Source organism: Flammeovirga pacifica (assembly GCF_000807855.2).
GTDB classification, from domain to species: Bacteria; Bacteroidota; Bacteroidia; order Cytophagales; family Flammeovirgaceae; genus Flammeovirga; species Flammeovirga pacifica.
Window position 1 is genome coordinate 4,476,321 of sequence record NZ_JRYR02000001.1, and the last position, 16,953, is coordinate 4,493,273.

At 34.2% G+C, this 16,953-nt stretch carries 8 protein-coding genes; 6 read left to right on the plus strand and 2 right to left on the minus strand.

The genetic code is table 11. The features are described from left to right. Positions 1–137: 137 nt before the first annotated feature. A complete protein-coding gene (gene ftsZ / locus NH26_RS17770) occupies positions 138–1,553 on the plus strand; it encodes a cell division protein FtsZ (RefSeq protein ID WP_071397204.1) in 1,416 nt (471 codons plus the stop codon). Positions 1,554–1,667: 114 nt separating this feature from the next. On the opposite strand, the gene NH26_RS17775 is transcribed toward ftsZ, so the two are convergent. Beyond that, positions 1,668–2,546 (minus strand): DMT family transporter, encoded by an 879-nt coding sequence (locus NH26_RS17775; protein ID WP_052431860.1) that lies wholly within the window; start codon positions 2,544–2,546, stop codon positions 1,668–1,670. A 139-nt stretch (positions 2,547–2,685) separates the two neighbouring features. Between NH26_RS17775 and NH26_RS17780 the strand changes: the two genes are divergently transcribed. The 3 genes from NH26_RS17780 to NH26_RS17790 all read left to right on the plus strand — a co-directional run bounded on the left by NH26_RS17780 (position 2,686) and on the right by NH26_RS17790 (position 13,292). Then, complete coding sequence (locus NH26_RS17780) at positions 2,686–5,118, plus strand: heavy metal translocating P-type ATPase (RefSeq protein WP_044220181.1); 2,433 nt, start codon at positions 2,686–2,688, stop codon at positions 5,116–5,118. A 266-nt stretch (positions 5,119–5,384) separates the two neighbouring features. Continuing rightward, on the plus strand, positions 5,385–10,154 hold the full coding sequence (locus NH26_RS17785; RefSeq protein ID WP_052431861.1) for a glycosyl hydrolase family 18 protein: 4,770 nt from the start codon (positions 5,385–5,387) through the stop codon (positions 10,152–10,154). Between the two features lie 213 nt (positions 10,155–10,367). After that, the gene (locus NH26_RS17790) at positions 10,368–13,292 is read left to right on the plus strand and encodes a ligand-binding sensor domain-containing protein (protein WP_044220182.1); all 2,925 of its coding nucleotides are present in this window, start codon (positions 10,368–10,370) and stop codon (positions 13,290–13,292) included. A gap of 80 nt (positions 13,293–13,372) precedes the next feature. Here the strand turns inward: NH26_RS17790 and NH26_RS17795 are convergent, their stop codons facing one another. Continuing rightward, complete coding sequence (locus NH26_RS17795; protein ID WP_052431862.1) at positions 13,373–14,059, minus strand: head GIN domain-containing protein; 687 nt, start codon at positions 14,057–14,059, stop codon at positions 13,373–13,375. A 241-nt stretch (positions 14,060–14,300) separates the two neighbouring features. Here NH26_RS17795 and NH26_RS17800 point away from each other — a divergent pair, with 241 nt between their 5' ends. Continuing rightward, positions 14,301–15,635 (plus strand): ATP-dependent 6-phosphofructokinase, encoded by a 1,335-nt coding sequence (locus tag NH26_RS17800; protein ID WP_044220185.1) that lies wholly within the window; start codon positions 14,301–14,303, stop codon positions 15,633–15,635. Between the two features lie 129 nt (positions 15,636–15,764). Next, positions 15,765–16,937, plus strand: coding sequence for a BamA/TamA family outer membrane protein (locus NH26_RS17805; RefSeq protein WP_139263153.1), 1,173 nt, complete (start codon positions 15,765–15,767; stop codon positions 16,935–16,937). Positions 16,938–16,953: the final 16 nt, after the last annotated feature.

Genomic DNA, 16,953 nt, shown 5'->3' on the forward strand with positions numbered 1-16,953 from the left:
GTCTTAAGAATAATAATTTTCTTGAGATACTTCTCAGATTAGTATTATCTTTTAAAATTTGCAATTAATTTTGCAATTGAGTATAAACAGAAATAAAGACCTAATTTTAGGTTTAGAAAAATAAATTTTTTAAGTCTATGACTGAAACGAGCTACGAGTTTGATATGTCTAGCAATCCTGCTGCTAACAAAATTATCAAAGTGGTTGGCGTTGGTGGAGGCGGTGGTAATGCTGTCAGACACATGTATGAACTAGGAATCCATGATGTGGATTTCTTCATCGCTAATACTGATAAACAGGCTTTAGAATCTAGTCCTGTTCCTAATAAAGTACAACTTGGTCTTGAGTTGACAAGTGGCCTTGGTGCTGGTGCAAAGCCAGAGATAGGTAGAGAGTCTGCTTTAGAGACAAAGGACGATATAAAGCAATTTTTGTCTAATGGTACCAAAATGGTATTTATTACGGCTGGAATGGGTGGTGGTACCGGTACTGGTGCAGCACCTGTAATAGCAGAGATTGCACGTAGCTTAGGTATCCTTACTGTAGGTATTGTTACAATGCCTTTCCGTTTTGAAGGTAAACCAAAAGAAAGACGTGCCTTAACAGGTATCGAAGAATTAAAAGAACACTGTGATACAGTATTGGTAATATTGAACGAAAAACTTAAAGAAGTTTACGGTCGTTCATCTATGCGTGAAGCCTTCTCTCAAGCTGATAATGTTTTGGCAAGAGCAGCAAAGTCGATTGCAGAGATCATTACTGTTGATGCATATATTAACGTTGACTTTGAGGATGTCAACACTGTAATGAGAGAAGCTGGTACGGCTGTAATGGGCTCATCTATTGAATCGGGTGAAGACCGTGCAATTAGAGCCACGGAACAAGCTATTGCCTCTCCATTATTAAACAATACTGATATTACTAATGCTAAATATATCTTATTATCATTAGTAGTAAGTGATTATGATGATCTTGATATGGCTGAATTGGAGCAAGTAACTACTTACATCCAAGATAGAGCTGGAGAAGAAGCAGAAGTAATCTTCGGTGTTGCTAAAGATGAATCTCTTGGTGATGCTATTAGCGTAACTGTTATTGCAACTGGTTTTGAAGCTGATAACGATACACCGTCATCTGATTTTTTTAGCAAAGGGGAGTCTGGCTTAGGTGGTAAAATAAACCGCCCTGTGACTAACGTTGCTAAGCCTGAACCTGTAAAAGTGGAGGTTGAAACACCTCAAGTTGTTGAAGAAGCTCCAAAGGAAGAAACACCTGTGGATGAAGTTTCAGCGGCTCCCCAAACCAACGAATCTGAAGAAAAAGCAAAAACAGTTTATTCTTTAGAAGATGATTATGATGCTCCAGTACCATCAGCACAAAAATCTGAAAGTACAGAAGCAGTTGAAACACCCTTTGAAGGTAGACTTAGCAGTTATAAAAAGATCGACTCAATGAAAGATATTTCTAGCGATGAGTTAAAAGATCTTAGAGATGTACCTGCTTACTTAAGAAGAGGAGTGAAGCTTAATTCATCAAAATCTGAAGAAGAATAAAAACATTTTTTGTTCACTAATAACACAAAAGGGTCGATAAATTTTAGAATTTATCGACCCTTTTACTATCTGTAGATATTAATTTGAGAATAGTTTTTATTCAAATTAATTTCATTAATTATTTTTTGCTTCAGAAATAGCGGCTTTTCTATTGGTGTAAATCAAATTTAGTATTGATCCAGCGACCACTAATAGCATTCCCATTAATACCTGCCATGAAAAGAATTCTCCAAATAGTAGAATACCATACACAACTCCATAAATGACACTACTATAATTCATACTAGCAACAGTGGCTGTATCATCATCAGATTGATATGCCTTGGTAAGTAGTATCTGACTCACTTGTGATAGAATACCAATGGTCAATAATGCGACCCAATCCCACCCCATAGGAGTAATCCATTCTGTATAATAACACCAAACTCCAGTTAATGGAACAGCCACAAATGGGAAATAGAAGATGATAACAACAGGGTGTTCTTTTCCTTTTAATTTACCAATAGCAGTATAAGCACCCGCAGCAGCTAAAGCTCCAAGAACAGCAACTATTAAGTAAAACATATCAACATCTGGATCAAAACCTTTAATTACTATTACGCCTATAATAGAGAGGACGAAGAAAAGATATTGAATAGGTTTTAATGTTTTATTTAAGAAAAGCACTGCAAGTACAGCTGTAAATAAAGGTGCTAAATTCTGTAATACAACTGCAGTTGCCAAAGGTAAATTTTGATAACTAGCAAAAAGTAAAACCATTCCTAGAGTACCTACGAAACCTCTTGTGAGAAGCCATCCTTTATTATTTCCCCATACATTTACATTTTGTCGTTTAAGAGTAACATAACTGATAACAAAAGCAATTAAAGCTCTAAAAAATACGATTTCTTGAGGAGGAATGTGATTAATTACTTTGACAATTACCTGCATACTCGTAATGATAAACGCAGCTAAAAGCATTTGTTGAGAACCTTTGCCTAGTTGAAGTTTCATGTATATTTTTTATCCTTATAAAAATTGGTTAACCAAAAGTAGTGTAAAAAATGTGAATTATTCTACTTCATTGACAATTATCAATAAAGAAATATGATTTCAGGGTGTAAATTGCCGTTCTTAATTGAAAATGAACTGAATGCACTCAAATAATAATAAAGAAAGTTGTTTTCACTGTGGGGAAGACTGTGTCGATGAAATCATCACTAATGATGAGGGTAAGAAGTTTTGTTGTAATGGTTGTCATATGGTGTATGACTTGTTACAAGAAAATAACCTGTCAGATTATTATCGATTAAACAATCAACCAGGTGTAAGACAAAAAGGACGCTCTCAAAAAGAAAAATTAGCTTATTTAGATGATGAGGTTATCCAGAGTAAACTGATTGATTTTACAGATGGTACTATCGCTAAACTATCTTTTTACCTTCCTCAAATACATTGTTCTTCTTGTATATGGTTGTTAGAGAAATTACCAGAATTACAAGGAGGTATTTTGGAGGCTAAAGTTAATTTCTTGAAACGTGAAATTTATATCACTTTTGAAGAAGAAAAAATAAACCTTAGGTCCTTAGTAGAAATGTTGATTAATCTTGGTTATGAACCTTTAATCAATTTGGATGATCTAGAAAAAAATAAGAAAGAGAAACAGAGAAGAAGTCAAGAAAAATCATTTTATATCAAATTAGGAGTGGTAGGCTTCTGTTTTGGTAATATCATGATGCTCAGTTTTCCTGAATATTTAGGGATAACAGTTGAGGATAAAAACTTCATTGATTTATTCGGCTACCTTAATTTAATTCTGAGTCTTCCCGTATTTTTCTATGGAGCAAAAGACTATTTAACTTCTGCTTGGCAAGCGATCAAACACAAAGGAGTGAATATTGATGTGCCTATTTCCTTAGGTATTTTTGCTCTCTTTTTAAGAAGTGCTTTTGAAATTTTATTAGAAACAGGTGCAGGTTATTTGGATTCTTTAGGTGCTTTAATTTTCCTTTTATTGATTGGGAAATGGTTTCAACAAAAGACCTTTGATAATATATCATTTGAACGTGATTATAAATCTTACTTCCCTATTGCTGTTACTAGAATAGTAAGTGGTGAAAAGGAAAATATACCTTTAAGTAAATTAGAGGTGAATGATACCTTAGAAATTAGAAATGGTGAATTGATACCTGCAGACGCCATCTTAAAAAGAGGTGATGCACAAATTGATTACAGTTTTGTAACAGGAGAATCCAAGCCTGTTGGTAAACAATCTGGGGATCTTTTGTATGCAGGAGGGAAACAAACCGCCGGAGTAATTCAAATAGAGGTTACAAAAGAAGTTTCTCAATCATATCTTACAAGGTTATGGAATGAGCAAACCTTTACAGATGAAAACTCAGCGGACTTTCTACATACAAAAACCAATGTGATTAGTAAGTGGTTTACATTGATCATTCTGTTAGTAGCATCAATTGCTGGTGTTTATTGGTGGAATGTGGATGGTCCTACACACGCTGTAAATACTTTTACTGCAGTGTTAATTATTGCTTGTCCATGTGCATTAGCTTTAAATGCTCCTTTTGCCTTAGGTAATGCAATGAGAATAATGGCCCGTTTTGGGTTATATGTTCGTGACGTAAGAGCAGTTGAAAAAATGGCAAGTGTAGATCATTTGGTCTTTGATAAAACAGGAACAATTACCTCTGCTAAAGAACAAGGAATTAATTATGAAGGTGAAACTCTTTCTGAGACTCAAAAAGCAATGGTGTATGCTTTAACTTCCCAATCGACACATCCTGTATCAAGTAGAATTGCCGATGCAATGAAACCGTTTGACAAAAAGTTATCCGTCTCAGAATTTAAAGAAGTAGAGGGTAATGGTATTGAAGGCATTGTAGATGGGGTTGAAATGAAAATGGGCAAGGCTAGTTTTGTTACTTCTGATCATTTTACAAAGAAAACATTCCAAACAGTATCTTATGTCCAAATAGGTGATGCTACCGTTGGGCGATTTACATTAGCTCAATCTTTAAGAAAGGGAATCGATAAGTTATTACATCAATTAGTTGAAAAAAGCTACGGTATTTCCCTTTTGTCTGGTGATAACTCATCAGAAAAAGAACGTTTATCGAAAATATTTCCTGAAGGAACTGAGATGAAATTTGATCAATCTCCTAAGGATAAAATGAATGATATCCAGTTGCATCAATCAAATAATAAAAAAGTCTTGATGATTGGTGATGGTTTAAATGATGCAGGAGCATTAAAACAATCTGATGTTGGTATTGCTGTAGCAGAAGATGCACATCAATTCTCTCCAGCATGTGATGGGATATTGGCAGCGAATAAAGTGAAGGATTTACATAAATATCTTCGTTTTTCTAAAATAGCTGTTCGAATGGTTTATGTAGGTTTCGTAATTTCTTTTTTCTATAACATTATAGGATTAAGTTTTGCCGTGCAAGGAAACTTATCTCCATTAATTGCAGCCATATTAATGCCTTTAAGTTCTATATCTGTAGTTTTAGTTGGTATGATGGGGACGACTTGGGCAGGAAGAAAATTTGTGATAAAAAGCTCTTAAAATTGATTACTTAAAAAGGGTTGTATCCTTAAAAAAGGGTCAATTGGTAAAGGTATAAAAGGTATGTACCCCTAGGGTAGATACTTTTTGTACCCTTTTTTGTCTATAAATATGGCATAGATGTATCACTAATTGTATATATCACACTTTTTAATGTGGGTTAGATAATAAATAGGTTTGTACTTGAGTAGCAACAAGTTTACTTCAGTAATATCCAAACTTAAATCAAGTACTACTCTTATTTTTAATCTAACTATCACAAAAGGATGAACAACATCTACAAAAAGTTCCTCATTGGACTTACAACTTGGCTCATGATTATGATGCCAATGTGTACCATGGGGCAAATCGACTCAGGAGCTCCTTACGCAACAAAGGACCACACTAAACAAGTAATTGGCTATGTTCCAAATTGGGACGCATGGAAAGGCCAAGATTTCAACATTCCCAAAGGTTCCCTAAATCACTACAACATCGACTATTCTCAGTACACTATTCTGAACTTTTCTTTTTTCGGAGTAGCTGTTGATGGTTCATTGCATAGTGGTGATCTTAGAAACAAACAGATCTACAAAGAAGGGACTATTCAACAGCCAGGAGAGATGCTTCACCCTGATAAGTATTCATCTCATGATCAGGCTTTGGTTCTTGGTTTCCCTCAAGAATTTTGGGGATGGGACGATGTGTTGTATGAACTAGGTTATGAGCCAAAACCAAGTGGTGCTTATAATGGCTGGATCAGAACAGCAACAGGTGAACAAGGCAAATGGCCTTTAACTGAATACCCTTCACCAGGTATGATCAAAATTGCACACAAGTACGGTGTGAAAGTAATGGCTTCTATTGGTGGATGGTCTATGTGTAAACATTTTCCAGAAATGGCTGCAGACCCTGTGAAAAAAGCAAGATTCATTCAAGACTGTGTTACTTTGGTAGAAGAATATGGTTTTGATGGGATTGATATCGATTGGGAATATCCAGGTCCATTTGCAGGAATGAATTTTACAGGTACAGAAGATGATTATCATAATTTCACTCTTCTAATGCAAGATATCAGAACTGCTATAGGCCCAGACCGATTGATTACAGCAGCTTTCTCTGCTGCACCAACTAAATTGAAAAATTTAGAGTGGGCAGAACTAGATAAAGTGATGGATTATTATAACATGATGTCGTATGACTTTCATGGAGGGTGGTCAGATATTGCAGGTCATAATTCACCTTTGTATCCTTACCCAGGTGAAGATTGGGGCGATTTTTCATGGCATACCACGTTCTCTTATTTGAAAGATTCTTTAGGAATCGATTCTAAAAAAGTATGTATGGGTATGGCGTTTTATGGTCGTGGTGTTGTTACTGATGGCCCTGCCGGTGTAAATGCACCGACAATAAAAAAAGATGTAACTTTTTCTGTTGATGGACCTGTATCTTCAGCGGCAGATCTAAATAACTGGGGAGCAACAGAAGGTTCTCCATATTATTTTCAGATTAAAGATGCGATGGCTTCAGGAGGTTGGACAAAGCATTGGGATGACATTGCTAAAGTACCTTATCTAACTAAATCTGCTGGAGGAAATAACTATTTTACATCTTATGATGATGAACAATCTATTACTCTAAAATCAGAATATATAAATGATAATGAAATTGGAGGGGTTATTATATGGCAAGTATTTACAGATTGGAATGTAGGTCCGGAAAGCGGTAAAGTTGGTACTTACCCTTTATGCCCGACTACAGTACCTGAATTGGCACATGTAGTGAATAAAGTTTTTGCGGAAGGTTCAGGTCCAATAAATCCAGCTCCTGAGGTAACAATTTCAATTCCAGCACCAATAGAAACAACCGTATTAGAAGATGTTTCTTTCACTTTTACAGCAAGTGATGATGTGGCTTTAGCCTCTGTAGAAGTAACAGTTAATGGCACTGTTATTCCACCTGTTTTAAATGGAAGTATATATGAGGTTACTTTTACTCCTTCTTCATTCGGTGAGCAAACTGTTGTAGTGAAAGCAACAGATGATCAAGGAAAAGTGACCACTAAAATAGCTGCTATCTTGATAAAAGATACTTCTATTCCTAATCAAGCACCAACTGTATTGATTACTGCTCCTTTAGATGCTACAACTTTGACAGTGGCTACTTTAGAAGCTATTGAAATAATAGTAGATGCACAAGATGTGGATGGTATTGTAGATTCAATCATGATTTCTGTCGATGGTCAGACATTTACAACTTCGCCAGCGTCATGGACTCCTTCCGCATTTGGTCAATATACAATTAACGTCACAGCAACTGATAATGAAGGAGAGATCGCTTCCACTTCATCAACAATTCTTATCGAAGAAGAAACAAATACAGGAGGAGGAACGGGTAACTGTGATGCTCCAGAATATCAAGCTTATCCAGCTATTTACAATACAGGTGATGTGGTGAGTTATCAAGGGGGACTTTATGAAGCACAAGTAGGTAACCTTTATAATGTTGTTCCGGGATCAGCAGAACATTGGTGGAAAACTTTAGGTCCATGTGAAGTGGGACCAATTTCACCAGCAGTTTCTTTTGTAACATTGTCATCAGGTACAATTATGCAAAATACCTTACCTTATATAATTGATTTGTCTACAAATTCTTCAGATGAAGATGGTATTGTAACATCAGTTGAAGTAACTGTAAACGGAACATTGGCTTCAGGAGATACCTATACTGCTGAAACCTATGGAGATTATGAAATTATTGCTACGGTAACGGATGATTCTGGTTTGTCTACGTCAAAAACTGTCAATATCACTTTGGCAGAAGTACAGCCTCTTGCTCCGACGGTACAATTGACTTCGCCAGGAAGTGAGACTGTTCAAACCAATTTACCTTATTCCTTCACTTTGTCTTCAACATCAAATGATGAAGATGGCACGATAGCTTCTACTATTTATACAATTAATGGAACTGAGGTAGCAGAAGGTGCTCATGAGGTAACAACCTACGGATCTTATCTTGTAGAAGTAACAGTGATTGATAATGATGGCTTAACTGCAAAGCAATCAGCTACAGTTATTGTATCAGAAGTACAAGATGTGGTGGATTGTCCTCATCCTAGCTGGGATACTGAATCAATCTATTCAGGAGGTAATCAGGTAGTTTATAATGGAAAAATCTACAAAGCGAAATGGTGGACACAAGGGAATGAGCCAGGAAATGGCGATCCTTGGGAAGATACAGGCGAGGTTTGTGGAAACGGTGGCTTAGGTGATGTTGTTCCTGAGGTAACTTTCTTACATCCAGCAGGAGATACCTATACTTCTTTGACAACAATTGATATTGAAGTAGATGCACAGGATGAAAATGGTGTTGTATCTGACGTTGTAATAAATGTTGATGGTATTTCGATTAATGGAAATAAGACAACATTCACACCTTCTACTTTTGGGAATTATTCAATCGTTGCTACTGCTACTGATGCACAAGGAAATGTAACGACAGCGACAAAAGTAATACAGTTTACTCAATCTTCGGTAAGTGATGTAAATCCTGATGGTACGATCAATCTAACTGGGCCTTTTGCTCCAGCACCAAATGGAACACAGAGAATTATTGGTTATGTTCCAACATGGAAAGGTAGTCCAGGTGATTTGGACTATTCTAAAGTAACTCATGTTAATGTAGCCTTCCTTACTTTTTATCAGAATAATGCCGCAGGTTACAATTCAGCCTCTTTTACTAATGGAGAGTTTAGTGATGAATCGTTACATGTATTGGATTCTTTATTACCGATAATTGTACCTAAGGCACATGCTCAAGGAGTAAAAGTTTCTATAGCATTGGGTGGAGCAGAAGACTTCGGTTTCTTACATGTCATGGAACAGTATAAAGATAACCCAGCGGTTATTAACGCTACTGCAGATAAGCTAATTGCATTTGTTGATAAATACAATTTAGATGGAATTGATTTAGATCTTGAATGTTGGTGGGCAGATCCTGCTATATCAGGAACAGCAGAGCAAGGTGGTCGAACTAGAGGTACAGATAAGTGGGGGGGAGAAGTAGAACAAGGTGCTCACCCTGCATCTTATGGTCTTACATTATTAGCTAAAATGTTAAGAGCAAAACGTCCATCCATGATGTTATCAAGTGCTGTTTTTGCTACTCCATGGTATGGAAATAATTATGATGCAGATTTAGTGGCCTATTTGGATTGGTTAGGATTGATGACATATGACTTTACAGGATCTTGGAATGATTCACCAATTGGACCACACTCATCGTTATATGACGTAGATAATAGTAAATACACTAAAGCATCTGATGCTAATCCAATCTACTCAGTAGAAACATCATTACGTTATTGGTCAGGAAACTGGTCTACATGGCAGGGATCTGGACATGGTATTGATAAATCTAAGTTAGCAATAGGAGTACCTTTCTATGGATATGATTTATCACAAACAAAAGCGGAAACAGGTCAGGGAGCCAATGGATTCTATTTTATTGGGTATGATGAAATTATAGACCTTTATCCTGAAGCGTCAACTTCTTATGATCCTAATGATGCAAATGGTTTAAATGGATATGTGGGGTTAGATGGAAGAGAAATCTATTTTGAAACTCCAAAAGGTGCAGCTGCCAAAGTAGCATATTCTAGAGATAATGGATTACAAGGAACAATTATTTGGGAGTTAACTTTTGATTCTCCAGATCCATCAAATAGCTTACTTGTAGCAATGAATGATGTTTTATATCCTAGTAATACTAGAGAATTGTTATCTGGTCAATCATTAGAGAAGGAATTGTTAGAAGTAAATTCTTACCCTAATCCTTTTAATGATTTAACCACTTTACAATTCCATGTTGAAAATTCTAGTCAATTAAATATTCAATTATATAACCTTCAAGGTAGATTAATTCATGAAATACAAGAAGTAATTGATGTTGGAAATAATCAATTACAATTGAATGGAGCAGGACTACCATCAGGGGTGTATATCGTAAAAGGACAAGTGGATAACAAGCAATTTATAAAGAGAATTATAAAAAAATAATTCGATGATTTACACATGTGGTAATGAATAAATTCATTACAGTAGATAGAGGCAAAGCGTTTGTTTTGTCTCTATCTTTTTTTAACTGTATCGTATATCAGCTATCTACAAACAGTTATTAAAAATATTTGATATTAATTGTATTTAGTAAAAAAAAACTATATTAGTGTTAATAATACAATTATCGACGATTTCTCAATACAACTAGCAATAATGAAGACCTTCAGTCTAACTTACAGAATTATATTGTATTATTTTTTTACAATATATTCTACTACTCTCGGTTTTGATATAACAAATAATTCTACTGTACCAACAAAGCTAACTGCACTAAAAGCCAAACAAGGATTATCTCATAATAATGTAACAGCATTAGTTCAAGATAAGTACGGTATATTATGGATTGGTACTGACGATGGATTAAATATCTACGACGGTAATAGCATCACCACCTTTCAAGACAACTCTGAAATAAAGTTGACTTTTAATTCTATACGCACTTTATCAATGGATTCTTTGGAGAATAAAGTGTGGATAGGAACAAATGGATCATTGGAATATTATGATTATGGGGAAAATAAGTTTTATAGAGAAACGATTATTCCTCAGGATAATATTATAGAAGATGTATGTAAAATATTATGGGATGATGATCATAAAAAAATAGTTGGAGTGAGTAATCAAGGAGTGTATAGAGAAAGAGAATATGGTTATACACTCATTTCCGAAGAGACATCACATATTTATTCTATAGAAAGGATAAATTCTACGCTCTACATTGCAAGTAATAAAGGTATATCAGTTTATGATTTAGCTACCGACACTTATTTAGATCAGCCACAGCTTTCATTTCTCCATCAAAAACAAATCAGATTATTAGAAGCCTTTGGCGATACACTTTATATAGGTACAGCACAAGGCGATATTTTCATCTTTAATAAAGGGGTATTAGAACACGTAGTAAATACAAATCATTCAATTAAATCTATTACAAAAGACAAGCAAGGTATTATATGGGTTGGTACGGAGAGTCATGGGGCTTATACTTTGATCAAAGAAAAAAAGAAGTATAGGTTACAGAAAGTGCTAAATAAAAAGATTTCTGCTAAAACAATCAATTTCATATATGCCGGTAATGATAATATTATTTGGTTAGGGAGTTTTGGTAATGGTTTGCTGCAATGTAATTTAAATGATCCTTTTTTTACAATAGGTGAAGGGCCTATAAAAGAATTGGGATTGAATAATGGTAGTGTGACTAGCATAGAAAACGACGCAGGAAAAATATGGATAGGAACTGATGGTGGAGGTATTCATCAGGTTGATTTATCGTCTATGAAAATCACTTCCTTTCTTAAAAATAAAAGTATTCTATCCGTTCAAAAAGTAAAGAATACTGTTTGGGTAGGTACATATAAAGATGGATTATTTTACTCTTCAGATAGAAAAAGGTTTAAAAAACTAATAAGGAACGATCAACTTAATTACTCTATTGAAAAAGAAGTGATTTGGGATATTTTAAATGACAATGATACTTTATTATGGATGGCAACCTCTAGAGGTGTAATAAAATATAATCTTGATAATGGATTATTGAAAAGGTATGAATATGATGAATCAAATACTCATTCTTTGTCTAATAATGATTGTAGAAAAGTGTATAAAGATATCAAAGGAGATATTTGGATTGGTTCATTTCATGGCCTAAATCGTTACTGTCCTCGAACAGATGAATTTAAACGACTTTATTTTAATAATAAGGCAAGCGATAATATGAATGTCAATAATGCCATTTTATCTATTTATGAAGATGAACATTTAAACTTTTGGGTAGGTACTTTTGGTAAAGGATTATGGAGGCTAAATAGACAAGATGATTTATTTGAAGAGGAAGAAGAGATTAACAAAAATCTACCAAGTTTATTTATTTATGGTATAGAAAGTAGTGCAGATAATTTTTTATGGTTATCAAGTAATAAAGGTATATCAGCATATAATGTAAAAACTGGGCAGATCTTAAATTATAATGAGGCAGACGGATTACAAGGTCCGCAATTTAATGTAGGAGCATCTGCTCAATTTTCGAATGAATTATTGGCATTTGGAGGAACCAATGGAGTGAATTTTTTTTACCCTCAAAAAGTATTGAATACCTCTGTGAAAACTTTACAACCCATTATCAAAAAACTGATTATTCATGCATCTGATCATCCATCAGTATCTAAAAAGATATATCACAAGAAAAGTATAACATTACAACCCGATGAAAGAAACTTCTCTTTTGAATACGCTGTTGTTGATTTCAAGCAAAATCATAAATTAGAATTTCAAACCAGGTTATTAGGGTTTGATAAGCATTGGCAAACTTCTAAAAATACATTTTCAAGTTTGTATTCTAATTTCGAAGTGGGGACATACACTTTTCAGGTAAGGGCAAGATATCCTCATCAAGAATGGGGAAAGATTCAATCTTTTCAAATTAATTTATCACCATTTTTTTATGAGAGGATTGAATTCAAAATTGTATGTATTGTACTTTTACTGATTACATTATATGGTGTTTATAGGTGGACATTGAAACGTACTCATCTTAGAAACGATAGGGTAGAAGAAATAATTAATCAACGTTTGAAGACACTCATTTCTGAAGAACAGGTACTTTCTGATTTAGAAAACCAACAATCAATATTAATAAGAGAAACACTAGAAAAGAGAGAAAAAGAATTAACTACACATGCTTTAAGGTTGCTTCATTTAACTTCTTTGATAGAACAATTGGATGAAAAGTTATTGCATTTGCAAACGCACCCTGAAGAGTTTTCGACAAATAAGATTAAAAGTATTCGAAGAGATATCAAAAATGCAGAAAATCTAGAGAAAGAATGGGAAATATTAAATCAGTTATTTGCAGAGGTTCATCAACCATTTATTAAAGAATTACAAGAACTAAATAAAGGACTCACCGAAGGTAATCTTAGACTATGTTATTTGATACGATTAAAAATGAATACAAAAGATATTGCCTCTATTATGGGGATTTCAATTAACAGTGTGAAAGTTGCAAGGAAAAGATTAAGGAAGAGACTTGAACTACCCACAGATATATCTTTAAATGATTATATTTTTGAGTTAGGCTAGAAGAATGATAAAAAGTAAATAGAAAGAGGCACCACATATAGATGTGAGTGCCTCTTTAGTGTTAAATAAAAAGTGTGTTCTTATTGAACATTTTCAATATCACCAGATCCTGAAACTTTGATTTTCGTTTTTGTAGGAGTACCCTTGTAACGAATATCACCAGATCCTGAAACTTTGGCATTAATTTCTTCTGTGGCAAAACAATCAACATCGCCTGATCCACTTACAGAGATTTGCACAATTTTAGATTTAAGATCAAAAGCATTGACATCTGCTGAACCACTAACATTTACAGTGAATGTATCAGCAACACCTTCCACATCAATATTTCCAGACCCACTTAAAGAAGTAGTTAAAGTAGTTGCATTTACTTCTCCTTTAAAACTTCCTGATCCACTTCCTGAGAATACTAAGTTGTCTCCTTTAATGGGATTTTTACCAGAAATATCACTTGACCCTGAAAAGGCGATTCTATTTAGTTTCGAAGAATAAGATAATGTTACTTTTGCGTTAACATTTCTAACTCCTTTTTTCGGTTTAATGACTAATTTTCCATTAGAAACTTCTGTGACAACGTCTTCTACTTTTGTTCCTCTAAAGACTTCAATTTCTGCTTTATCTTGATTACTAGCTACTAAGACTACATCAATAGACCCAGATATACCTATAGATTCAAAACTTTTAAGATCTCTTGTAGTTTGTGCTGATAGTACATTAAATACTAATAAAAAAGTAGCGATCGACGGAAGAATAAATTTTAATTTCATTTTATTATTGTAGATTTGTGACCGAGTTAATACTAATACCCGACTTTAATTTTACTTCAGTTATATTGAATAGTGTGTTTCATCAATAACCATTCAAACAAAAGACCAACGAATATTGTAAAGGTTGCATAAGGTGTAAAAAGTATATGAAATTGGGTTACTTTTGTCATCCTTTTTTAGAGGAAAATTAGTGTTATTCGCATTTTAGAAATTGATATCAGAAAATAAATAGATTCATCTCATGAACGACTTGACAAAACAAGACTTTGAGGTTAATAGATTAGGTAAAGCTACACTAACTTCACCACTTTATAGAGAGTACAAAGAAGATGCTCCTCATAAAGAATTTATAGAAGACTCAAGAAGAATTATTTACGATGCGTCATTAGCTTCATTTGAAGAACATAAAAATAATGACATAGAGCCTATTTCATTCTTGAAAGCAGGTCCTAGAAAAGAAATATACTTTGATCCATCAAAGACAAAAGCTGCAATTGTAACATGTGGAGGTCTTTGTCCAGGAATCAACAATGTAATTCGTGGCTTAGTAAACGGGTTATACTATAGATATAATGTAAAAAATATTTGGGGTGTTCAGTATGGCTATCAAGGCTTCATTTCTGACTATGGTCATGAAATGGTGAAATTATCTCCAAATGTGGTAAAAGATATTCACTTATTTGGTGGTACTATTTTGGGGTCTTCAAGAGGACGTCAAGAAATTTCTGCTATTGTGGATACTTTAGAAAGAGAAAATATCAACATCTTATTTACTATTGGAGGTGATGGTACTTTATCTGGAAACCATGTCATCCATGAAGAAATTGAAAGAAGAGGTTTGAAAATTGCTACTGCGGGTATTCCAAAGACAATTGATAACGATGTCAACTTTATGACAAAAACTTTCGGTTTTGATACAGCATTTACTACTGCTGCTTCTATTGTAAGAGATGCTCATAATGAAGCAACAGGTGCTTACAATGGTGTTGCAATTGTAAAACTAATGGGTCGTGACTCAGGTTTTATTGCTGCAAATGCTGCATTGGCAATGCCAGATGTAAACTTTGTATTGATTCCTGAATCTAAATTTGACTTATATGGTGATAAAGGTTTCTTGAAAACTCTTGCAAAAAGAGTAGAAGAAAGACACCATGCACTTGTTGTAGTTGCAGAAGGTGCAGGTCAGCATTTATTTGAGGAGGCTGAAGTAGTGAAAGATAAATCAGGTAACATTAAGCATCAAGATATTGGTGTGTTCTTGAAAGATCAAATCACTGATTACCTTAAAGAACAGAATATGGAAGCTACGGTAAAATATATCGATCCTTCTTATATTATCCGTTCTGAAGTGGCTATTCCTGCAGATTCAGTATTCTGTAATGACTTAGCACTAAATGCAGTTCATGGTGCAATGGCAGGTATTACTGATTTCGTAGTAGGTCGTTGGCATAACCAATTTACTTACCTACCAATTCCGGTAGCAACAGCGTCAAGAAAGAAAATTGATGTTGATGGTGCTCTTTGGTGGTCAGTATTAGAAACAACAGGTCAGCCTATCGATATGACAAATGATTAGTAGATAATTATTATAATCTATTTCAAAATAATAAGAAAGGTATCAGCAATGATACCTTTTTTTTATTCCTTAACCTCTAACTGTTATTTTGATAAGGCTCTTATTATCCAATTAAAAAGCAATTTGAAAATGGCCTCACTCAGAATATATATAACACTCCTATTTTTTATTGGTAGTATCGGAATCATGTATGGTCAATCATCTAAAAAGAAAAAAGAGATGACTCAATTTGACACAGAGAAAGAAAGGGAGGGAGTGAAATTAAGAGTTGTACCGGGACCAATGTATGATCCCTCCATAAAATTTGGTGTTTTTGTGGCTCCGATATTAACTTATTATCCTTCAAAAGGAGACACTATATCGCCAAATTCTATGAGTTCATTTTATGGAATGTATACCACGAATAAATCGTATATCTTGGGATTCAATACTGAACTTTATTTAAAACAGGATACTTGGAGAATAAGAGTAAGAGGCGGAGGTGGAGGTTTAAATAAAGAACTAAATCTATATGATTATCAAAAAGGTACTGATGGCAATGTATACCCCGATACGACTCAATTAACAGATGCAGATGCGAAACAAGAAGTATTTCAGTTTGATTCTTATATTTTAAGAAAGGTATTTCCTCATCTATATGTTGGTTTAGGTTTTAATTACAAAAGCAATGATTTTGTAGGGAATGATGCTAGATCAGATACCCTCGTTTATGCCAATGGATTAACAGGGAGCTCAGGGAATAGTGGAATAGCTTACAAATTAGATTTTGACACTAGAGATAATATCAATTATCCTTATAAAGGGTATTATGTTGGATATACAGGGTATCAGTATTTCGCTTCTGAAGGAAAGGAGAATAAGTATTTAGCGAATATGATAGAATTAATGGGATTTTGGTCGTTAAATCCTTCTAATAGATACATTATAGCGGCAAAAGTCTACGGCAATATCTTAGCAGGTAGCCCTGAAAGAGCCAACTACTCCTATTATGGCCGAGTAAATGGAGATGTACAAAGAGGTTATCAATCAGGAAGAAGAGTAGATAAAAATGCCTTAAATATTGAAGTGGAATTTCGTTGGACTACACCTTACTTTGATAATAAATTAAGATTTATGGGATTATTAGGTAACGGCAAAGTTTATGGAGAGTACAATGATTTTACAGAGGCAGAATGGTTACCTGTTGTTGGTGCTGGAGTTAGATATACTATTTTACCTTATGCTAGAATTAATATAAGGTTTGATTCTACCTACAGTAAAGATGGATTTATTTGGTACTTTGGATTGAGAGAAGCGTTTTAGAGTCATTTTAAATTGA

What these genes read in the sequence shown, in the direction of transcription:
- NH26_RS17795 (WP_052431862.1), bottom strand. Translation starts at nt 14,059, where the DNA reads ATGAAATTAAAATTTATTCTTCCGTCGATCGCTACTTTTTTATTAGTA.
- NH26_RS17800 (WP_044220185.1), top strand. Translation starts at nt 14,301, where the DNA reads ATGAACGACTTGACAAAACAAGACTTTGAGGTTAATAGATTAGGTAAA.
- NH26_RS17790 (WP_044220182.1), top strand. Translation starts at nt 10,368, where the DNA reads ATGAAGACCTTCAGTCTAACTTACAGAATTATATTGTATTATTTTTTT.
- NH26_RS17775 (WP_052431860.1), bottom strand. Translation starts at nt 2,546, where the DNA reads ATGAAACTTCAACTAGGCAAAGGTTCTCAACAAATGCTTTTAGCTGCG.
- NH26_RS17805 (WP_139263153.1), top strand. Translation starts at nt 15,765, where the DNA reads ATGGCCTCACTCAGAATATATATAACACTCCTATTTTTTATTGGTAGT.
- NH26_RS17785 (WP_052431861.1), top strand. Translation starts at nt 5,385, where the DNA reads ATGAACAACATCTACAAAAAGTTCCTCATTGGACTTACAACTTGGCTC.
- ftsZ (WP_071397204.1), top strand. Translation starts at nt 138, where the DNA reads ATGACTGAAACGAGCTACGAGTTTGATATGTCTAGCAATCCTGCTGCT.
- NH26_RS17780 (WP_044220181.1), top strand. Translation starts at nt 2,686, where the DNA reads ATGCACTCAAATAATAATAAAGAAAGTTGTTTTCACTGTGGGGAAGAC.